The organism is Belliella pelovolcani (assembly GCF_900156785.1).
In the GTDB taxonomy this organism is placed as follows: domain Bacteria; phylum Bacteroidota; class Bacteroidia; order Cytophagales; family Cyclobacteriaceae; genus Belliella; species Belliella pelovolcani.
The window spans coordinates 1-20756 of sequence record NZ_FTOP01000015.1; the positions used below are offsets into that span (position 1 = coordinate 1).

A 20756-nucleotide genomic window follows, 5' to 3' on the forward strand; every position below is an offset into this window, starting at 1 on the left:
TTGAACTGTACACTGCTCGATACTGGTATCATCACCCCTGCGGTAATGTAGTAGTGAAAATCATGGTAAGCCAATGCGATGTCTTCTCTTTCTAAGGCTCCTTTGCCGATCATGTTGTAAGCACTCGCTCCTGCATAGAATCTATCTGTATGGAAAAACAAGCCCATGTTCATATTTGGCGTGAACATATTCACTCTGCCTTCTGGAATATTCGGATCATTCGGGTCATTGGCTCTCAGCATGTCTCCGTCTATCGCATACTCACTCGCTCCTACACTCGCTCCCAAGCCTAGAAAGCTGTTTCTTCCTGTCTGAATCCTGTATGCATAGGAAAGCATCGCTCCATTCGTATTGGTAGGACCCATCTTATCTGACAAGATCGATACACCAAATCCCATCAAGCCTTCATTGGCACTCAAGTCAGCCGTCACCGTAAAGGTCGTCGGCGCTCCCTCAAAACCAACCCACTGACTCCTGTAAGTACTCTGTATATAGGGCTCCCCTTTATACCCAGCATACGCTGGATTGATATGGAGACCGTTGAAGATGTACTGGCTGAACTGTGGCAGCTGCTGCGATTCGACGCTGCCGATGGCTACCATAGCCATCAGCATTGTCATCATTGTTATTTTAAAAATCCCTTTCATCATGTTAGGATTTAGATGTATCGACCGATTGGATACTTCCATCGATAGGTACTGAAACTTGAAAATTACTGATTTGAAAACCAGAGGAATTGTCAGAATAAGCGTTTAGACCAAAAAATCTCTGAATACTGGTTTTGATACTTTTATTAAAAATCCGAATTGATCTGCAATTCGAGATTACCATTAAGAATCCCAAAAGACTCCTAAACCATGCCAAATAGCTTGTTTGAGTAAAACATTGTCCCATACCTGTATTATTTAAGTCCCTAATTTTGATAGACTCAAGCACTTTATCACGCTAAAATCTTATCAAATAATTTTATTTGCTGTAAAAATACATTTTTTTGTATTTCATAACCTAATATTTTTTAAATTATTTTTTGTGAAATACATTTTTTTTAATTTGAAAAGCAGGTTTTCTACTATACCAACTGCAAAATGAAATAAAAAAAAGAGGCCTTAGCCTCTTTGTGTCTGATTTTGTTTTTCTGATTTTAACCTTTTTAGGTATTCTTTGATCAATCGCATTCTTTGATTATCTCCCAAAAACCTCTGGGGAATAATCCTCTCCAAACTCCACTGCATAGTATTAAATTATAGGTGATAGTTATAAAACGGAAGTCTTTTCCTTTTTGTTTTGAATTTAGATATCGCTGATAAATTTCCTATATTTTGAAAAACATCCATAAAAGATGATGAATAGCGAAAATAAAATAGATCAAGTCTTCAAGCTCCAAAAAGAAGAGGCTTTGAAACTTAGACATAGCAGCAAGGCTCAAAGAATCAAAAAATTAGAAGATCTACTACGATGGATCAATACCAATCAGGAAGATATCCGCAAAGCTATCCATGCTGATTTCAAAAAACCCTATACTGAAATTGATATTTCTGAAATCTTTGTGGTAACCTCAGAAATTAAGCATGCGATGAAACACTTGAAGGGATGGATGACACCCAAAAAAGTATCTACTCCACTCACCATGCTTGGCAGTAGCTCTTTTATTCATTATGAACCAAAAGGCGTTTCACTAATCATTGCTCCATGGAATTACCCTTTCAATTTGGCTCTGGGGCCATTAGTTTCTGCCCTATCCGCTGGATGTACAGCCATCATCAAGCCCTCAGAAATGACTCCTCATACAGCTGCATTGATTCGAAGATTGGTGGAAGAAACCTTCGAACCAAAGCATGTTGCTGTTTTTGAAGGGGAAATCGAAACAGCACAATACCTACTCAGCAAGCCATTTGACCACATCTTTTTTACGGGCAGTCCAGCTGTAGGCAAAATCATCATGAAAGCTGCGGCTGAGCATTTAAGTTCTGTCACTTTAGAGTTGGGAGGCAAATCACCTGCCATTATTGATAGTCGTGCTGACCTCAAGGATGCTGCTGAAAAGATCGTGTGGGGCAAGTTTGTCAACTGTGGTCAAACCTGCATAGCACCTGATTATGTATTGGTCCAGAGTGATATCAAGTCCGACTTCTTAGAAGCATTGGTTCAGACCTTGAAAAGTATGTATGATACACATGGGAAAGGCATAGAAGCATCAAAGGACTATGCTCGCTTGGTCAATGACAAGCATTTGAAACGCCTACAGCATTTACTCTCTGACGCCAGTATGAAAGGAGCCAACACCTACTTTGGTGGTCAGATCCATGCTGCTGAAAAATATTTTGAACCAACGATTTTAACGAACCTGACTCCCGACATGGAAGTGATGCAAGAGGAAATCTTCGGACCAATTCTCCCAGTGATGGAATATCAAACTTTAAATGAAGCCATTACTTACATCAATCAGAACCCTAAACCTCTTGCACTTTATGTGTTTACGAAGTCCTCAGATGTCATAGATCAAGTCAACTCCTCCACTTCATCTGGCGCTACAGTCGCTAATGACTGTGTCTTGCATTTTTTACAAAATGAACTTCCATTTGGTGGAGTAAATAATTCTGGAATGGGTAAAGCACATGGGCAATTTGGATTCCTTGCATTTAGCAATGAAAAAGCGGTGCTCAAACAAAGAATTGGACTGACTGCCACCAAACCCCTTTACCCTCCTTATGGTATCACAAGTAAAAAAATCACACAGCTATTGTTGAAATGGTTTTAATTTCATGCTTTGAAACAAAAAATACTAATGAATAAAAGCTACCTACTCCTCCTTGTATTTTACTTTCATTATTCCAATATCCTTGGTCAATCTCGGCCTAGAGACTATGGAATCAACGTAGGTGTCATGACACCTGGAGCACTAAACTCCATCACTGATGTAGCTGGAGTAAGCGTAGGACACTTGACCAAAATAGAAGGGAATGATATCAGAACTGGGGTGACTGCTATCATCCCACACAGCGGCAACTTATTCCAGCAAAAGGTCCCTGCTGCTATCTTTGTAGGCAATGGCTTTGGAAAACTGGCAGGAACCACCCAAATAGAGGAATTAGGGAATATAGAATCTCCCATTATCCTCACCAACACCCTCAGTGTAGCTGCAGGAATCGAAGGGGTAATCAAATACACCTTGACCCAAGAGGGAAACGAAAGCGTACAATCTGTCAATGCTGTCGTGGGAGAAACCAATGATGGCTTGCTGAACGATATTAGGGGAATGCACATTGGCCCTGATGATGTTTTGAAAGCCATAGAAAATGCTTCAGAAAACGAGACTTCGGAAGGTAATGTGGGGGCAGGCACAGGCACAGTTTGTTTTGGATTCAAGGGCGGTATCGGTACAGCTTCTCGAAAACTCCCCGAGTCACTAGGCGGCTACACAGTAGGTGTATTGGTGCAAAGCAACTTTGGAGGAGTCTTACAAATTAACGGCGCCCATATTGGTCAAGCACTAGAACAATATACCTTTAAAAATCAACTGGAATCAGCAGATGGATCTTGTATGATTGTAGTAGCTACTGACGCACCTGTAGGAGAAAGAAATCTAAAAAGAATGGCCCAGAGAGCAATGATGGGACTGGCCAAGACAGGAGGGATTGCCTCAAATGGCTCGGGTGATTACGTGATTGCCTTTTCCAACTACCAGAAAAATCTAATCTCCCATCAACAAAAATCACTTAGTCTTTCAGTAAAAGCCGAACTGAGAAACGATGATATGACAGCACTCTTCCTTGCCACCATAGAAGCCACCGAAGAAGCCATCATCAACTCCCTGTTTGCAGCCGAAGACATGACAGGAAAAGGAGGCAGAACAGTAAAAGCTTTGCCGAAAGAGAAAGTGCTAGAAATGTTGAAAAATTGACCAATTGCCTCTGGCGATTTAGGCAAAGGGATTTCGAGGGAGTTGGTAAGTCAAGAAGTGAAAGCGTATGTAGCGGAGGAGATTGAGGGGTTGATGGCGGCGGAGGAACAGTTAAGTTATAAAGTGAAAACAAAAACATAAACCTACAGGTTGATAATATGAAAATTATCAGTATATTTGAGCTTTCTAAAGGAAGCCTCTTCGCCGTCAAGTATGAAGAAGAGGACTTGGATGCGCTCGAAGTACTACAAGAACAGTGGTCAGATGTAGAGTTCCTTAGGGAATTCTTCAATAAGTATAAAAAAGATTATTAGAGCTACTATCCTAAGGCCAAACTCAGCAAAATTGTACTGCAAACAATTGAAGATGCAGATGCCTTATTTGAGTTGCTTTATGATTTGGCAGAGGATAAGACAGGAAAATCCCTAGGGGATTACTTTAAACCTCTGGACAACAGAGAAAAAGAAAAAGCATATCCACTGCAAGCATTAAAAGCCTATGGCCCCCAAAGCAATTCATTTTTACGGATTTATGCCATCCGGTACGGATCCTCTTTCGTTATTACAGGTGGAGCCATGAAATTAACCCACCAAATGGCTGATAGGCCACACACCAAATTGGAGTTACATAAATTGGAATGGGTTAAAAAACTTCTCCAAGAGGAAGGTGAAACTCCTGAATTTGTTTACCTAGACCTTGACAACGATGAATAAGACTGAAGAAAAAATCAAAGCACTAGCTGCCGAAAACCCTGTTTCCAATTGGAAGGAAAAGGTAGCGTTTAGGAAAGCCAACAAAGCAACGCTTAGACAAGCTGCTAAAGTTGCCCTAAGGCTTTTGGATGCATTGGAAGAAAAGGGCTGGAGTCAAGCCCAACTTGCCAGAGAACTGGAAGTCACACCTCAGCAGGTCAGCAAATGGGTCAAAGGGGAGGGAGATTTTAAGTTTTCGACCATAGACAAGCTTGAAAAGGTTCTGGGAATTACAATTCATGTTGTTCTGGCAGAAGATGAGTTTGTGACTACTGAAGAAGCTTTTGAAGCAAGGATAAACGAAGAAGTGATGGCTTATCATCAGCGCTGGACAATGACTCAAGAGTACCTCAAATTAAAAAATCAAGTCACCAATCCTCAAACAGTAATGGCAGTAAGTCATGCTGACAAGGATGTAATAGCTATGGCAGGATGAAAGCTAAATTTTCCCCTTTACAGTTATTGGATTTCAAGTTATTGGAATCTCACTTCGAATTTCTTGTTACCGAAGAAAGTGAAATAGATATCAAGGAATTGTTTCAATCCTATTCAGTAGATATTGATTTTGGTATCAGAAACAATGAAGAAGCGCAAGAAATTCAGTTGTTCACAATGATTCAAGTCAATTCAGGAGAAGAGGATTCTCTTCCTGGGTATAAAATCATGGTAGAAGGGGGAGGAACTTTCCGTATTCAAAATCCGGAAGCACTCGAAGAAAATCTCAAAAACAACCTGACCCAATTTTCCACCTTAAATATGATGATCAACAACCTCCGAAACATCATCTATCAGATCACCAATTTGGGCCCTATGGGTGGGTATTTATTACCACCGATTGATATCACACAGTTGTTGAGGGATAAGGCGGAGAGAAAAAAATAACTATATTGTTCTAGTTCATTTTGTTCTTGCCCAACCATAAGCATATTCCAAAATACAGTTGGAAATTTCAATCATTACAAAAACTGCTTCAATTCGATTGAGGTCAGTAACTGAGTCAGAGTCGTATTTTGTAAGATAGGTTCCAATGGTTGAGTTTTCTGTATCTACTTCAGTGATTGGGTTGAAAAAATGTTTGCCTCCAATTTATTATACCTTACCAAACGATAGATCTTTGGATGTATGATTTCAAGTTCGGTTGACTGTGGGCTGAGGACGAACTTCCACAATTAAAAATATAACCAATTGAATCGCTCAATCAATTACGGATACTCTCAGTATTATTTTCATACTATGGGCTAAGAAGCTATCTTTGCCTTCCAAAAAAAAGAATAAACCATGCTTGACAAATTACAAGCGCTTAAAGATAGATTTATAGAAGTCGGACAGCTGATCATTCAGCCAGACGCCATGTCTGACATGAGCAAATACACCAAACTCACCAAAGAGTACAAAGATTTGGAAAAGGTGGTAGACTTGCTCGACGAATACACTTTGGTCTTAGACAATATCAAAAGCTCTAAGGAAATCCTCGAAAAGGAAAAAGACCAAGACTTCAGAGACATGGCCAAGGCAGAGTTAGATGAACTCAAAGATCGTCAAATCCAACTCGAAGAGGATCTCAAGCAGCAGCTGATCCCCAAAGACCCCAACGATTCCAAGGATTGTATTCTCGAAATCAGAGGAGGTACTGGTGGAGATGAGGCAGCTATTTTTGCTGGAGACTTATTCCGTATGTATCAGCGATTTTGTGACAAGCAAGGCTGGAAGCTAACTGTACTCGATTTGACTTTTGGCTCCTCAGGTGGCTACAAGGAAATCATCAGCACCATCACTGGGGCAGATGTGTATGGCATGATGAAGTATGAATCTGGTGTACACCGAGTACAGCGAGTACCTTCTACGGAGACCCAAGGGCGAGTGCATACTTCTGCCGCATCGGTAGCGGTACTGCCTGAAATGGACGAAGTAGAGGTTAATATCAATATGAATGAGATTAGAAAAGACACGTATTGCTCCTCAGGCCCAGGAGGTCAGTCGGTCAATACCACCTACTCTGCCGTCCGATTGACTCACCTTCCTTCAGGGTTGGTAGTCACTTGTCAAGATGAAAAATCTCAAATCAAAAACTTCGAAAAGGCCCTCAAGGTACTTCGCTCTAGACTTTATGAAATCGAACTTGCCAAGCACAATGATGCCGTAGGCGCTCAACGTAAATCTATGGTAGGCAGTGGAGACCGTTCAGACAAAATCAGAACCTACAATTACCCTCAAAGCCGCGTGACTGACCATAGAATCAACAAGACAGTCTACAACCTCCCAGATGTGATGGAAGGCAATATTGAAGAGTTTATTTCTGCGCTAAGGTTTGCCGAAAATGTAGAGAAAATGAAGGCCTCTGGGATGGAAGAGTAATTGAAATCATTTGCCTTCTTCATAAAAGGAACTTATCTTTTACAAATAATCCCAACAAACCATGAAGATCTGCGGCAAAAACAACATTTCCTTAGTACGCTGGCATGAAGGACACTTTCATCAGCTTTACCCCATCGCCAATAATCCTAAGATCGCCGCAAATCTACGGGATGCTTTTCCGCAGCCTTATACCATCCACGATGCAAGGCATTGGATAGAGCACAACATCAAGTTTACGCCTCCACAAAATTTCGCAATCGAATATGAGGATCACCTTGTCGGATCGATTGGAGGAGAAATCGGCAAAGAAGAGCTTCGAACCAATATGGAAATTGGTTTTTGGATAGCTGAACCCTACTGGGGCAAAGGTATTGCCACCGAGGCATTGATGCTATACACTGAGCATTTACTAGAAAGATTTCCCGAAATCAAGCGGATCTATTCTCAAGTCTTTGATTTCAATACCGCTAGTATGAAAGTCCTAGAAAATGCAGGGTATGTGCCAGAAGCCATCCTCAAAGATGCTTATATCAAAAATGGTAAAGTTGGAGACTTATTTCAATATGTGATCATCAGGTCGGAGGTCGAGAAGAATCAATAGCTTTGATTTCTTCATTTTAAGTTACCTGAACACAATAACCTAAAATAAAACCCCACATCGTCAGGATACGATATGGGGTAATTATTTTCAAAGATATTGGAATACTAAAGCCTACTCCACAGCCTTTACATTCACTTCAATATTACCTCTAGTGGCTTTAGAATAAGGGCATACTTGGTGAGCAGCATCTACTAGTTTTTGAGCTTCCTCAAGAGAGCCTGCTCCAGGGATTTTGCAGTGAATATCTACCGCTAGACCAAAACCACCATTATCTGTTTTGCCCAGATGAGCCTTTACTGTAATCTCTGCATCATCCAACTTCACGCCTTTGGCTACTGCTCCTAGAGCTCCGCCAAAACATGCTGCATAGCCAGCAGCAAACAATTGCTCAGGGTTGGTCTTTCCTCCTGGACCACCGATTTCTTTTGGCATGGCTACATCAAAATCTAGCTGCCCATCATCTGTTTTTACATGTCCTTTTCTACCACCAGTATTGACTGCTGTGGCTGTGTAATCGATTGTGATCTTTTCCATTTCGTTTAGGTTTGGTTTAAAGTTGCTACTAATTTTTCTAATTCGAATTTCAAGCTATTTAACTCTTGAGACTCCCAGCTGTTCAAAGTTTCCAAAATCATTGCTGGAATCCCAGCTGCTTTGCTCTTGAGTGATTTTCCTTGAAAAGTCAATTCAATTTCTACCCTTCTTTCATCGGCTTCACTTCTAATCCTTTTGATCAGGCTACTCGCTTCCAACCTTTTGAGCAAAGGGGTCAAAGTTCCTGAATCTAAAAATAGCTTTTTGCCGATTTCATTGACCGCCTGACCATCTTTTTCCCATAATGTCATCATCACCAAATACTGCGGGTAAGTCAGTCCCAAGGCCTCCAGTGGCTCTCGATATGCCTGAATAATCATCCTAGAAGCTGCATACAGCGGAAAACACAATTGATCTTCCAAATGAAGGGTGGCTTGAACTTGAGACATAAGCGTCATTTTAAATTGATTACAATTGAATTTAAAACAATTTTTTGAAGGAATCAAGTTTTGATCTTTTCCCCTTAAAATAATTCAAGCTGAAACCTTAACTAATGAATCAAAAAGCTTCCTCTATGTCATATTTCCAAAGGTAAAAAAATGTCCTCTCTACCTCATCGAATATTCTACCCGGGTTGGTTCTAATTGTAACTCGGAAGCCCTCATCATCAGAAATTTTTACCAATTGGTGACTCCCAAAATAAGAGACTTTGACAATCTTGCCACTGAGCTGCTGACCTTCTCGCTGCACCACTTCTCCATGCTCAGGTCGAAATAATAATTTGACTTGTCTCTTGTATTTCTTGGCTTCTAAATCTGTGATAAACCCAAAAGAAGTATAAAACCCATCCTCACTAGGTGTAGCAAGCAATTCATTTCTCTTACCGAAAAAATTTGCTACATATGGATTCACAGGGGTTTCATATAAGTTCTTCGGAATATCTATTTGTTGCAGATAGCCCTTATGCAGAATGGCAATCCGGTCTGCGGTAGAGAGGGCATCTTTGGTATCATGGGTGACAAAAATTGCAGTAATCCCAGTCTTCTTGATGATTTGACGAATCTCTTCCCTGACCTGATCCTTGAGCATAGCATCTAGGTTACTGAAGGGTTCGTCCATCAGCAAAATACGGGGGTTTGGAGCTATTGCCCTAGCCAAAGCTACCCGCTGCTGCTGCCCTCCAGAGAGTTGGTGCGGGTATTTTTTGAAATCTTCTGTCAGACCTACGAGTTTGAGTGTATCCTTGGCCAATTGTTCGGGATTGCCTTTTGACTTAGCTATTCCAAATGTTACATTTTCCAAAATGGTCAAATGGGGAAACAATGCATAATCTTGAAAAACCATACCCACTTTTCGGTCATGTGGAGGTACAGATTCTTTGCCTTGCACAATCACTTGACCTGCTAGGGAGATCGTTCCATCATCGGGATGCTCTAATCCTGCTATCAATCTCAACAAGGTCGTCTTACCTGAGCCACTTTCTCCAACCAAAGCCAATATCTCTCCTTCTTCTACATCAAAAGAAACTTCATTAACAGCAAATACTTTTGCCTGTCCATACTTTTTATTGATTCGACGGAGTGATAATATGCTCATCTTAATTTTTAATAATGTATAACCAATTCATAGTCGGTCTTGAAACAAGCTAATTCAGCTTCTAATTTCATTATGGGTAAAAATCCATAAATCCATCCTATTTACAATTCTCTTTTCTTGATCATCTGATTGAGGAAAATTATAGGAATAATCCCCGTCAGGATGATGATGACAGCAGCATTTGCAGACTCAGCAATCATTTCATTGGTCGCCATATCAAATGCCTTAGTAGCTAAAGTCTGATAGTTGAAAGGTCTCAGAATCAAAGTCAATGGAAGTTCCTTGAGCACATCTACAAATACCAACAGAATCCCTGAAAACAAGGTTGTTTTGATCAGTGGAAGGTCAATTTTCCATAAAGTTTTCGTACTTCGCACTCCCAACAACCTACTCGCTTCATTGACATGAATACCAATCTTCTGAAACCCTGCTTCGACAGGGTTATACCCTACCGCCATAAATCTGACTATATAAGCAAAGATAAGGGCAAATAAAGTTCCCGAAAGAAATAAACCAGCAGTTCTAGCTGACAATAAAGCATCATAAACCCACTTATCAAATGCCAATAATGGGATCATCACCCCTACTGCTATCACTGCGCCCGGTATGGCATAACCCAAGGTAGCTACTTTCGTAATACTCTTGACCCATTTGAATGGACTCAAGCGAAGTGCGTAGAGCAAGATTACAGAGAAAATCACAATCAATACCCCTGCAATTGCTGCCAACCCAAAACTGCGGTAAATCAAAGTCAGAAACTCTTGATTGACCACTTTCTCGTGCGTCAACCATACCCACTTCAATAGCTGCAAAAATGGAATTAGAAAACTAATCAAGAATATAATAGTGCAAATCGCACTATAGAGCAATTTTTTCTGCATTGATACTTCTATTCTAGCAGTTGGTTTATTCAGTCCATTGACTGATGAATATTGCCTATTGCCACGCTGCAAAGACTCCAAATAAAGAATCAAAAAAACAAAAATCATCAAGATAGCAGCAAGATAAATGGCTGTAGTAGCATCTCCCATAGAAAACCAAGCCCTGAAAATCCCTGTAGTAAAGGTATTGACACCAAAATACTTGACCGTCCCATAATCATTGAGAACTTCCATACTCGCCAAAGCAATGCCTGCAACTATGGCTGGCCTTGCCATCGGTAAGGCGATTTTAAAGAATGTCTTCGTCCTATTCGCTCCTAGAAGAAATGATGCCTCCTGCATAGTTTTGGATTGCTGCAGGAATGAAGACCTTGAGATTAAAAAGACATAAGGAAAAAGGGTAATCGAAAGGATGAAAATTGCCCCAGGCAAATTCATGATATCAATCAGGCTACCCTTGAAGCTAATGTCAAAAGTATTTCTGAAAAATGTCTGTATAGGCCCTGTATAATCCAATATACCAACGTAGGTATAAGCCATGATGTAGCCTGGGAAACCCAAAGGCAAAATCAAGAGCCATTCAAAATACCTCCTTCCCGGAAACTCGTAATTAGACACTAGCCAGGCGGTACTCACACCCAGCAAAAACGTCAAAGCTGCTACCCCTAAGAGGAGTAGCAGCGTATTTTGAAAGTAGCCGTACAGGAGATTATTGGCTATATGTGACCAACTACCTCCTGGGCTTGCAAATAACTTAAATAAGATAGTGACGAGTGGGGTTGCGACAAATAATAGGATGATTAGCGCATAGCCTGTCCACTTATTCCACCAATAGTACTTCTTCCTTATAATATCCAAAACCTTGGCTTATTTCCATCCAACACGGTCAAAGATGATCACAGCATCTTTGTTTCTTTTTCCCAATTCAGACAAATTGATTTCATCTGCTTTGAATGATCCCCATTCTTTCAATAAATCAGAATATTCAGCTTTAGGGTTCACCGGATATTCAAAATTGATACTGGCAAGGAAATTCTGAGCTTCTACCTCTGACAAGAACTCGATCAACTTCACAGCATTGTCTTTGTTTGGTGCATACTTCGTGACAGCTGCTCCTGATATGTTGATATGTGTTCCTCTATCGTCTTGATTTGGGAAGAAAATAGCGATTTTTTCAGCAGCCTTTCTTTCTTCTTCATTGGCATCATTGAGCATGATTCCAATGTAATAAGTATTCACAATGGCCACATCCCCTTCTCCTGAGGCTACAGCTTTCACCTGATCTCTATCACTTCCCTTAGGTGTCCTAGCCATATTGGCCAATAAGTTACCAGCCCATTCTTCAGCTGCTGCTTCACCATTGTTTGCTATGATAGAAGCTAAAAGTGATTGGTTATAAATGTTCTCTGATGAACGAGTCAGCACTCTTCCTTTCCAATTTTCTTCAGTCAAAGCCTCATAGGTAGACAATTCACTTGGATCTACTCTCTCTTTACTATAAGCCAAGATTCTAGCTCTGAAAGTCAGGCCAAACCATTTATTTCCAGGCTCTCTAAATTTTGAAGGGATATTAGTATTCAATATTTCAGACTCTACTGCTTGTACAAGATCCTTTTCTACGGCTCTATGTAGTCTACCAGCATCTACTGTGATCAACACATCTGCAGGAGAGTTGGCACCCTCAAGTTCTAATTTTTGGATCAATTCGTCAGCACTCGCACTGACTACGTTTACTTTAATCCCTGTTTTTTCTGTAAATTGATCAAATAGTTGCTGATCTGCTTCATAGTGTCTATGGGTGTACACATTCACTACTTCCTCTTGGTCTGAAGCACCTCCACAAGCATATAATGAAACTGCTACAAGACCTAAAATTGTCGATTTTAGAATATTCTTTAACATAGATTTCTCGTTTTATGGATGCGAAATTAATCATTATTTAAATCAAATCTAAATAAAGAGAAAAAGATTTTTATATTTGTGCCTCTCTCGTGATGGGAGGTTTAGAGTAGATTTATCAGGTAATAGACAAGGGAAGATCATGACTATCCAACAACTGGAGTACATATTAGCAGTTGACAAGTTTCGACATTTCGGCCAGGCTGCAGAGTCTTGTTTCGTTACGCAACCTACGCTTAGTGCGCAGATCAGCAAACTAGAAAAGGAGCTCAATGTTATCATTTTTGACCGTTCCAAAATGCCTGTCATTCCAACAGAGACAGGTTCGCAGATTATTGAACAAGCCAAAAAAGTCGTTTCTCACAGTAAGGGTATATACGAACTTGTTTCCCAACTCAAGGGAGATATCAGCGGTATAATCAAGTTGGGAATTATACCGACACTTGCCCCTTATTTACTGCATAGATTTATCAAAAATTTCATAGATAAATTCCCAAAAGTCCAGCTTCAAGTAGAAGAGATGGTTACCGAAGATGTAATCAAAAAGCTCAAAAATGATGAAATAGATCTAGGGATAGTGGTCACCCCGCTCAATGAAAGTGGTCTCTTAGAAAAGCCCATGTTTTACGAGAAATTTTTCGCCTATCTATCCGAAGGTCACCCTTTATTAAGAAAGGATAAAATCTCTGTAGAGGATTTGGACACCACGGATTTATGGATGCTACAGCAAGGCCATTGCTTCAGAGATCAAGTACTTAACCTTTGTAATCAAGCCAAGTTTCAGAAAATGAACTTCCACTACGAAAGTGGATCTCTCGAAGGATTGAAAAACATGGTCAATGAATACCAAGGAGTTACTCTACTTCCTGAACTTGCCACTTTTTCAATGAGTGAAAAGGAAAGAACTAGGCTGAGAACTTTTGAAGGAGAGGAGCCAATACGAGAAGTAAGTATTGTACTGACAAGAAGTTTTCTTAAACAAAAATTAGTGGAATTACTCTACAATGAAATCACAGCCTCCATCCCTCAAGAAATGACTTCAAAGGCTCATGGAAAAATAATCAGATTTAAATAAAGAATTTACTATTTTTGATAGTTATAAGAGGGGGTTCAGGTCCCCTTGTCTTGTTTTTAGGTCTGATGAAAAATATTCTCTTCTCGATTTTCTTCTTGTGCACTTTCCTCCAAATCGGAGATATCAAAGCACAATCTCTAGTGAAGAAATATTTCAATAATGTGTTCAATGATACTTCCGAAATTAGCAAACCCCAATTTTTGGTTTACCCCACATTAGCTTACGCACCAGAAACGAGTTGGGAAATCGGCCTATCTTCTCTTTATGTCTATTATGCCAAACGAGATACAGCAAACAGGCTGAGTGAGATCAATGGCTTTACATTTTTCACCCTAGAAAATCAATATGGGCTGTGGTTTGACCATGCAATCTATACAGATCAGAATGACTGGTTTTTCTTGGGCAGAATACGACTTCAAAGCTTCCCACTCAAATACTATGGTGTAGGCATGAATACGCCTCCAGATTACTTGGCACTTGTTGATGCCAATCAGGTCATGATCAAGGAAAGGGTGCTGAGAAAAATCCAAAAGAACTTATTCTTTGGAATAGAGATGGACTTTCAAAGACTTGCATCCGTAGATTTCAAACCAGCACCAGAAGTTCCAGCTTTTGATCTACCCCTAGGGAGTGAAGGCTCCACCAATTTTGGAATTGGCGCTGGATTGGTATTTGACAACAGGCACAATGTCCTCAATGTCCGTGATGGGTTATTCTCCGAACTGGCTTACCTGAGGTATGCACCAGCATTAAGCACCTTTGGTTTTCACACGGTAATTTCTGACACGAGAATCTTCAGGCCAGTAGGGAAAAATAATGTATTCGCTGCTCAGCTCCTAGGACAATTCAACTCAGGAGATGTCCCTTTCAATCAGCTAGCGCTGATGGGTGGAGAGTCCATGATGCGAGGGTATTATACTGGTAGATTTCGAGACAAAAATCAAATAGCTTCTCAGGTAGAGATGCGCTTTCTTCCTTTACCTTTAGGCTTTACGGAGCGATTAGGTGCTGCGGTATTTGGAGGCGCTGCGACAGTATTTCCTGATTTTTCGAATCTCAACCTAAAGCAAATCGTCTGGTCTGCTGGTGGCGGCTTGAGGTTCCTTCTTTTCCCTAAGAAAGACATCTATACCAGACTTGACTACGCACTCACCGCCGAAGGATCAGGTTTTTACTTATTTATTGGGGAGGCGTTCTAGCATTACATATCTTCCAAAGATAAGGCAAGATATGTAGGCTTATAATTTGGAAGCTGATCTAATACAGTTTGCGATTTGGCCTCCAACAGCGGTATGCTGATATTATTTTTATTCAATTTGATCTCTGCAAACGTCACTGTTTTTTCTAGCTCGTTTATTCCAACTAAGTCAATTTCTCCCTGACTTTGCTTGGTCCAATATGTGCCAATATTCGAGTATGTACCAGAAGCCTTAAATTTGTCTTTGAAGTACTTCTCTAGCACAGGCCCTAAATAGGTTTGGTAATCCCTTTGAATGGCAGTTTTAATAAAATTATAATTTTCAATCTCTACGGCGCTACGATACCTGTAGATAAATCTAAACCAAAAAGAAAGAAAGTTATCTTCAATCATATACTTGATTTTCCGACTTGTTTCTTTGGAAAGGATTGGTTTGATCCTTCTAATAATCCCGTAATCATTTTCCAACTTATCTAGATAAGCCCCGACACTCATTTCTAGGACAGACTCTATCTCTGGTCTGGAAGTCTTTGATGAAGCAATCAAAGTGAGTATAGAAAAGTAAGTATGGTAATCTTTACCAAACTCTTCAATCAGAATATTCCTACCTTCATCTAAAAATAAAGATCTTGGTTGTAACACCTCATCTAGCATGTCGTCAGATGTAAATGCCTGAGCATTCACAAATGCTTCCACGTACTTTGCCACTCCTCCAGTAAGCGCATAGAAATCTAGCAAATCTCGCTTAGAATAACTGGGATAATTATCCCTTAATATTTCTTCAACAACATTTACCTCAAAAGGCTTGACAATCAACTTGGAAGTTGCACGGCCAAAAAGCGGCTCTTTTACATTTTCAAAAATCTTCACCATCAAAGAATTTACAGACCCACAAAGAATCAAGTTAATTTTACTTTGATCTTTATTACTATCCCAGATGTGCTGCATATCACTATACACAGCAGGGTTAATGCTATAGAATTCTTGAAACTCATCAATAATCAACATGAAGTTCCTTTGCTTGGATAGCTCCATCACCCAAGCAAAAAGGTCTTTGAATTGAGAAATCTCCCCAAAATAAGGAATAGCTAATGCCTCTTGGATGATTTCCAAAAATTCTTTACAAAGGAGCTGTTCTGTTTTCTTTGCGACAAACAAATACACGGATAGCTTATCTTGGCTCGATTTCCTAAGTAAACTTGTCTTACCTATTCTCCTTCTACCTACCACCACGGTCATTTGTGCTTGATCCTTTGACCTTAGGGCTATTTTATCAAGTGTAGCAAGTTCTGATTCTCTATTGTAAAATTTCATGATTTAATTATTGTAATACAAATTACAGTAATTTTCATTACAATAAAAAACAATCAGCTTTATTCACCTGACTTACAAAGAATTTAATAAAAAATCTATTCATCAAGCAAATAAACCCTGATACATTTCTTCTAGCTTGCTCACTTGGATGATTTTTATTTTGTACTTGTTTACATCCAGACCTTTTACAGCATACTTCGAGACCATGATCCGCTTGAATCCAAGCTTCTCAGCCTCGGCGATCCTATTCTCGATGCGATGAACAGCCCTCACTTCTCCGCCTAGCCCTACCTCTCCCGCAAAACACAAATCCGCAGGCACAGGCGTATCTTCATAGGAAGAAATCAAAGAGGCACAAACTGCTAGATCCAATGCTGGATCATCTACACGCAATCCACCTGCTACATTGAGGAAGACATCTTGTTGTCCCAGGCGCATGCCTCCACGTTTTTCCAAAACAGCCAACAGCATATTGAGTCGCTTGGCATCATGCCCTGTACTACTTCGCTGGGGCGTACCATAAGTCGCTGGACTGACCAAGGATTGGATCTCTATCAAAAGCGGACGATTCCCCTCCATCATGGCGCCTATTGCTACACCATTGAGCAACTCTTCCCGCTGTGTCAAAAGTATTTCTGAAGGATTTGCCACGGGTCTCAAGCCCTCTGTTCGCATCTCATAGATGCCTAGCTCGTGAGTAGAACCAAATCTATTCTTTGATGTCCTTAGAATCCTGTAAGATAAGTGTCGATCACCTTCAAACTGTAAAACTGTGTCTACCATGTGCTCAAGAACCTTTGGCCCTGCAATGGCCCCATCTTTGGTAATATGCCCTACTAGAAAAACTGGCGTACCCGTCTCCTTGGCAAACTTCATCAGCTCGGCAGTGCATTCCCTCACCTGACTTACTGATCCAGCCGCTGACTCTACGTGCTTGCTATGGAGCGTCTGAATAGAATCAATGACAAGAATATCAGGGTTAAGCTGCTCAATTTGTTGAAAAATAGTTTGTGTATTGGTCTCTGAGAGTACAAAACAATTGTCTGAGTCAAGCGGCATCCGTTCTGCCCGCATTTTGATCTGCGACTCACTCTCTTCACCAGACACATAGAGTACCTTGGTCTGATTGAGCATCAAGGCGATCTGAAGCATCAACGTGGACTTACCGATTCCAGGCTCTCCGCCTATCAGTACCAAAGATCCTGGCACTATCCCTCCACCCAAAACACGGTCTAACTCCATGTCATGTGTAACCAACCTAGGTTGTTCTTCGAAATTGATTTCCTTCAATCGCCTTGGGGCAGTGGCTCGCTTTTCTTTTGAAGTAGCCTGCTTCCAAGTTCCTCTTCCGGACTCTTCTTTCTGGACAATCTCTTCTACAAAAGTATTCCACTCCCCACAAGAGGAGCATTTCCCAAGCCATTTGGGGCTCTGTGCCCCGCAATTTTGACAGAAAAAGGTGGTTTTTGTTTTTGCCATTTGTTTTGATCGCAACGAATAAAGCCAAACATCATCTCATTCAGTCAGAAGTACACATTTTTCCCATCTGAAATTGACGATTCCCCTGATATTATGACAAGCCCTATATCGTCTCTTGCTTCTCGTTCTTTTGTCTTAAATCTTAAGTCTAAAATCTAAAATCTAAAATTAATGCGCTTCTAGCCAATCCTGACCTATCCCTACTTCTACTTCAAGTGGGACGGCGATTTTGACTGCGTTGATCATGATTTTTGGGATTTCCTTTTTGAGTAGCTCCACTTCATCCTTGTGCGCATCAAAGACCAATTCATCATGAACTTGCAAAATCATTTTGGATTTCAATTTTCCCTTTACCATCCAATCATACACTTGAATCATGGCTACTTTGATCATATCTGCTGCGGATCCTTGAATAGGGGCATTGATCGCATTACGCTCTGCAAATCCACGCATGGTCATGTTGCGGCTATTGATATCACGCAGGTACCTTCGCCTTCCCAAAATTGTCTCCACGTATTCTTGCTTCCTAGCCTTCTCGATGGCATCATCCATATATTGCTTTACCGCTGGAAACTCCTTAAAATAGGAATCAATGATCTCCTTGGCTTCAGACCTAGGGATGCTCAAACGCTGCGAAAGCCCAAAAACTGAAATACCATAGATGATCCCAAAGTTGGCTGTCTTTGCTTTTCTTCGCATATCAGAAGTCACCTCGTCCAGAGGAACTTGGAAGATCTTTGCAGCAGTAGTGGCATGGATATCTCTACCGTTTTTGAATGCATCCATCATAGATTCATCCTTGGCAAAGGCTGCCATGATCCGCAACTCTATCTGAGAATAATCCGCAGCCAAGATTACATGATCTGCATCTCTTGGTACGAAAGCTTTTCTAATCTCTCTTCCTCTTTCTGTTCTGATTGGGATATTTTGCAAGTTTGGATTGATAGATGAAAGTCTTCCCGTAGCAGCTACAAACTGATTGTAAGTCGTATGAACCCTTCCAGTCTTAGGATTGATCATGGTAGGTAGTGCATCTACATAGGTAGATTTGAGCTTGACCACTTGGCGGTATTCCAAGATCGCTGCTGCAATTTCATGTTCACCAGCCATCTTACTCAAAATCTCCTCTCCTGTTGCATATTGTCCAGTTTTGGTTTTCTTGGCCTTTGGGTCTAGGGCTAATTTCACAAATAGAATCTCTCCAAGCTGCTTTGGAGAAGCTAGATTGAATTCCTCTCCTGCAAGCTCATAAACCCTTTTTTCTATGCTTTTACTCTCTTCGTCTAAGACTTGAGACATTTCAGCAAGACTTTCAGTATCGATCTTGACTCCCTCAAACTCCATCGCTGTCAATACCCTGATCAATGGATTTTCCACTTCGTGCAGAAGCTTCTCTAAGCCATTTTCTTTAATGATCGGATCAAAAGTATGCTTGAGCTTGAGTGTGATATCGGAATCTTCTGCGGCATAAGCCGTCACTTCATCCTCATCGACATCACGCATATTGCCTTGATTTTTGCCTTTTTTACCGATTAGTGATTCTATAGAAACAGGCTTATAATTCAAATACTGCTGGGCTAGCCAATCCATAGAATGCTTCCCTTCTGGCTCTATCAGATAATGTGCGAGCATGGTATCATATAACTTCCCTTTTACCCGCATTCCATAGTTGCGCAGGACTAAGAGATCATACTTTACGTTTTGGCCAATTTTGGTGATTTCTTCATTTTCAAAGACTCCTCTAAAAAGCTCCAGCTTCTTCTTGGCTTCTTCCTGATCTGCTGGAAATGGGATGTAAAATGCCTCTCCTGCCACATAAGCAAAGGATAAACCTACCAGTTCCGCTTCATTGGGGTTCAATGCTGTCGTCTCAGTATCAAAACAAAATTCATCCTGCTTCTCTAAGTAGCCAATCAATTCAAGAATATCCTCCTCTCCATCGACTTTGTGATAATCATGTGCCGTAGTCAGGATATTATCATGCAATTGAATTGCAGGAAGTGGATTCTCTTCGGCTACTACTTCTATATCTTCCTCAGCCTCATCTGCTGGACCTGTAAAAAGACCCAATTGTTCGGAGACATTGATTTTTGGCTTCTTGATGGATTCACCAAATACTCGCTGCGTCAAGGCTCTAAACTCAAGTTCCGCAAAAAGCGCTTTCAACTGATCTTCTTTAGGACCATTGTATTTCAAAGCTGGCTCGTCAAAGTCAACTGGTACATCTAGACTGATCGTTGCCAATTCTTTGGAAAGCAAACCCTGTTGCCCAAAATTCTCAACATTCTCTTTTTGCTTTCCTTTGAGTTTGTCCGTGTTTTTGAGCAGCTCTTCGATGGAGCCATACTCCTTCAAAAGTTTGACAGCTGTCTTCTCACCAATCCCAGGTATACCGGGGATATTATCCACAGCATCCCCCATCAACCCAAGAATATCTCTCACCTGATCCACATGCTCAATGTCCCATTTGGCACAAACCTCCTTCGGACCCATTACATCTACACCATTTCCCATAAAAGCAGGCTTATATAGGAAAATATGATCTTCAACCAGCTGACCGTAATCCTTGTCAGGAGTCATCATAAATACTTGGAAACTGGTACGCTCGGCTTTCTTGGCAATCGTTCCAATGATATCATCTGCTTCAAATCCATCCAATTCCAAAATCGGAATATCAAATGCTTCCACAATTTTTTTCACCCAAGGAATCCCGATTTCGATGTCTTCAGGCTGCTCCTGTCTATTGGCCTTGTATGCTTCAAACTGCACATGCCTGAAAGTAGGCGCTTTGGTATCAAATGCAACGGCGATATGGGTAGGCTTTTCTTTTTCCAACACTTCAAGTAAGGTATTGGTAAATCCCAGCATGATGCCAGTATTCAAACCTTTGGAATTGATTCTTGGGTTTTTGCTAAAGGCAAAATGAGCTCTGTAGATCAAAGCCATAGCATCTAACAAAAAAAGTTTTTTATCTCCTTTGGAGGACATACGAAAGGGATTTTTGATTTTCGAAATTGGTTATTTTGTGCTGTAAAAACAGCACTTAGAAAAGCTAAATTACAAATAATAATGTAAAGGAAACGGGCAATATTCTACGATTTCCAGAATAAAAATCCTATTTTACATCTAAGACTGGTAAACTGGTCTAATTCTTGGTTTACTAGCATTGAT

The 20756-nt window shown here is 40.6% G+C and carries 19 protein-coding genes; 10 read left to right on the forward strand and 9 right to left on the reverse strand.

Features of this window, described 5'->3' with window-relative positions; all coding sequences use genetic code 11:
* The coding region (locus BW935_RS14540) for a PorP/SprF family type IX secretion system membrane protein (RefSeq protein WP_076502598.1) at window positions 1–647 on the reverse strand (647 nt) is incomplete at its 3' end.
* Between the two features lie 695 nt (window positions 648–1342).
* Between BW935_RS14540 and BW935_RS14545 the strand changes: the two genes are divergently transcribed.
* The 8 genes from BW935_RS14545 to BW935_RS14575 all read left to right on the forward strand — a co-directional run bounded on the left by BW935_RS14545 (window position 1343) and on the right by BW935_RS14575 (window position 7609).
* Window positions 1343–2758, forward strand: coding sequence for an aldehyde dehydrogenase family protein (locus BW935_RS14545; protein WP_076502599.1), 1416 nt, complete (start codon window positions 1343–1345; stop codon window positions 2756–2758).
* A 27-nt stretch (window positions 2759–2785) separates the two neighbouring features.
* A complete protein-coding gene (locus BW935_RS14550) occupies window positions 2786–3901 on the forward strand; it encodes a DmpA family aminopeptidase (protein WP_076502518.1) in 1116 nt (371 codons plus the stop codon).
* Window positions 3902–4059: 158 nt separating this feature from the next.
* Entirely contained in the window at window positions 4060–4215 is a 156-nt protein-coding gene (locus BW935_RS18470; RefSeq protein WP_175606678.1) for a hypothetical protein, read from the forward strand.
* Window positions 4216–4299: 84 nt separating this feature from the next.
* On the forward strand, window positions 4300–4614 hold the full coding sequence (locus BW935_RS18125) for a hypothetical protein (RefSeq protein WP_139325559.1): 315 nt from the start codon (window positions 4300–4302) through the stop codon (window positions 4612–4614).
* On the forward strand, window positions 4607–5089 hold the full coding sequence (locus BW935_RS14560; RefSeq protein WP_076502519.1) for a helix-turn-helix transcriptional regulator: 483 nt from the start codon (window positions 4607–4609) through the stop codon (window positions 5087–5089). Before BW935_RS18125 ends, BW935_RS14560 begins: the two co-directional genes overlap by 8 nt.
* Window positions 5086–5535: a protein-export chaperone SecB gene (locus tag BW935_RS14565; RefSeq protein WP_076502520.1), complete on the forward strand. Its 450-nt coding sequence runs from the start codon at window positions 5086–5088 to the stop codon at window positions 5533–5535. Before BW935_RS14560 ends, BW935_RS14565 begins: the two co-directional genes overlap by 4 nt.
* Window positions 5536–5931: 396 nt before the next feature.
* Window positions 5932–7008: a peptide chain release factor 1 gene (prfA, locus tag BW935_RS14570; protein WP_076502521.1), complete on the forward strand. Its 1077-nt coding sequence runs from the start codon at window positions 5932–5934 to the stop codon at window positions 7006–7008.
* Between the two features lie 61 nt (window positions 7009–7069).
* Window positions 7070–7609 (forward strand): GNAT family N-acetyltransferase, encoded by a 540-nt coding sequence (locus tag BW935_RS14575; protein ID WP_076502522.1) that lies wholly within the window; start codon window positions 7070–7072, stop codon window positions 7607–7609.
* A 111-nt stretch (window positions 7610–7720) separates the two neighbouring features.
* Here BW935_RS14575 and BW935_RS14580 read toward each other — a convergent pair whose 3' ends face one another.
* From BW935_RS14580 to BW935_RS14600, 5 genes are all read right to left on the reverse strand, one after another.
* Window positions 7721–8143: an organic hydroperoxide resistance protein gene (locus BW935_RS14580; protein ID WP_076502523.1), complete on the reverse strand. Its 423-nt coding sequence runs from the start codon at window positions 8141–8143 to the stop codon at window positions 7721–7723.
* Window positions 8144–8148: 5 nt separating this feature from the next.
* On the reverse strand, window positions 8149–8592 hold the full coding sequence (locus tag BW935_RS14585; protein ID WP_076502524.1) for a MarR family winged helix-turn-helix transcriptional regulator: 444 nt from the start codon (window positions 8590–8592) through the stop codon (window positions 8149–8151).
* A 109-nt stretch (window positions 8593–8701) separates the two neighbouring features.
* Window positions 8702–9739 (reverse strand): ABC transporter ATP-binding protein, encoded by a 1038-nt coding sequence (locus BW935_RS14590; protein WP_076502525.1) that lies wholly within the window; start codon window positions 9737–9739, stop codon window positions 8702–8704.
* Between the two features lie 101 nt (window positions 9740–9840).
* Window positions 9841–11478: an ABC transporter permease gene (locus tag BW935_RS14595; RefSeq protein WP_076502526.1), complete on the reverse strand. Its 1638-nt coding sequence runs from the start codon at window positions 11476–11478 to the stop codon at window positions 9841–9843.
* Window positions 11479–11487: 9 nt separating this feature from the next.
* Entirely contained in the window at window positions 11488–12522 is a 1035-nt protein-coding gene (locus BW935_RS14600) for a Fe(3+) ABC transporter substrate-binding protein (protein ID WP_076502527.1), read from the reverse strand.
* Between the two features lie 139 nt (window positions 12523–12661).
* On the opposite strand from BW935_RS14600, the gene BW935_RS14605 reads away from it, so the two are divergent.
* Complete coding sequence (locus tag BW935_RS14605; RefSeq protein WP_076502528.1) at window positions 12662–13594, forward strand: hydrogen peroxide-inducible genes activator; 933 nt, start codon at window positions 12662–12664, stop codon at window positions 13592–13594.
* 65 nt (window positions 13595–13659) lie between these two features.
* The gene (locus BW935_RS14610) at window positions 13660–14793 is read left to right on the forward strand and encodes a BamA/TamA family outer membrane protein (protein ID WP_139325560.1); all 1134 of its coding nucleotides are present in this window, start codon (window positions 13660–13662) and stop codon (window positions 14791–14793) included.
* A 2-nt stretch (window positions 14794–14795) separates the two neighbouring features.
* Here the strand turns inward: BW935_RS14610 and BW935_RS14615 are convergent, their stop codons facing one another.
* From BW935_RS14615 to polA, 3 genes are all read right to left on the reverse strand, one after another.
* The gene (locus tag BW935_RS14615; RefSeq protein WP_076502529.1) at window positions 14796–16106 is read right to left on the reverse strand and encodes an ATP-binding protein; all 1311 of its coding nucleotides are present in this window, start codon (window positions 16104–16106) and stop codon (window positions 14796–14798) included.
* 102 nt (window positions 16107–16208) lie between these two features.
* Window positions 16209–17585 (reverse strand): DNA repair protein RadA, encoded by a 1377-nt coding sequence (radA, locus tag BW935_RS14620; RefSeq protein ID WP_076502530.1) that lies wholly within the window; start codon window positions 17583–17585, stop codon window positions 16209–16211.
* Between the two features lie 168 nt (window positions 17586–17753).
* Entirely contained in the window at window positions 17754–20573 is a 2820-nt protein-coding gene (polA, locus tag BW935_RS14625) for a DNA polymerase I (RefSeq protein WP_076502531.1), read from the reverse strand.
* Between the last annotated feature and the right edge of the window lie 183 nt (window positions 20574–20756).

Excerpts from the sequence above, each read along its gene's own strand:
- BW935_RS14545 (WP_076502599.1), top strand. The coding sequence starts at position 1,343 with ATGAATAGCGAAAATAAAATAGATCAAGTCTTCAAGCTCCAAAAAGAA.
- BW935_RS14550 (WP_076502518.1), top strand. The coding sequence starts at position 2,786 with ATGAATAAAAGCTACCTACTCCTCCTTGTATTTTACTTTCATTATTCC.
- BW935_RS18470 (WP_175606678.1), top strand. The coding sequence starts at position 4,060 with ATGAAAATTATCAGTATATTTGAGCTTTCTAAAGGAAGCCTCTTCGCC.
- BW935_RS14560 (WP_076502519.1), top strand. The coding sequence starts at position 4,607 with ATGAATAAGACTGAAGAAAAAATCAAAGCACTAGCTGCCGAAAACCCT.
- BW935_RS14565 (WP_076502520.1), top strand. The coding sequence starts at position 5,086 with ATGAAAGCTAAATTTTCCCCTTTACAGTTATTGGATTTCAAGTTATTG.
- prfA (WP_076502521.1), top strand. The coding sequence starts at position 5,932 with ATGCTTGACAAATTACAAGCGCTTAAAGATAGATTTATAGAAGTCGGA.
- BW935_RS14575 (WP_076502522.1), top strand. The coding sequence starts at position 7,070 with ATGAAGATCTGCGGCAAAAACAACATTTCCTTAGTACGCTGGCATGAA.
- BW935_RS14580 (WP_076502523.1), bottom strand. The coding sequence starts at position 8,143 with ATGGAAAAGATCACAATCGATTACACAGCCACAGCAGTCAATACTGGT.
- BW935_RS14585 (WP_076502524.1), bottom strand. The coding sequence starts at position 8,592 with ATGTCTCAAGTTCAAGCCACCCTTCATTTGGAAGATCAATTGTGTTTT.
- BW935_RS14590 (WP_076502525.1), bottom strand. The coding sequence starts at position 9,739 with ATGAGCATATTATCACTCCGTCGAATCAATAAAAAGTATGGACAGGCA.
- BW935_RS14600 (WP_076502527.1), bottom strand. The coding sequence starts at position 12,522 with ATGTTAAAGAATATTCTAAAATCGACAATTTTAGGTCTTGTAGCAGTT.
- BW935_RS14605 (WP_076502528.1), top strand. The coding sequence starts at position 12,662 with ATGACTATCCAACAACTGGAGTACATATTAGCAGTTGACAAGTTTCGA.
- BW935_RS14610 (WP_139325560.1), top strand. The coding sequence starts at position 13,660 with ATGAAAAATATTCTCTTCTCGATTTTCTTCTTGTGCACTTTCCTCCAA.
- BW935_RS14615 (WP_076502529.1), bottom strand. The coding sequence starts at position 16,106 with ATGAAATTTTACAATAGAGAATCAGAACTTGCTACACTTGATAAAATA.
- radA (WP_076502530.1), bottom strand. The coding sequence starts at position 17,585 with ATGGCAAAAACAAAAACCACCTTTTTCTGTCAAAATTGCGGGGCACAG.
- polA (WP_076502531.1), bottom strand. The coding sequence starts at position 20,573 with ATGTCCTCCAAAGGAGATAAAAAACTTTTTTTGTTAGATGCTATGGCT.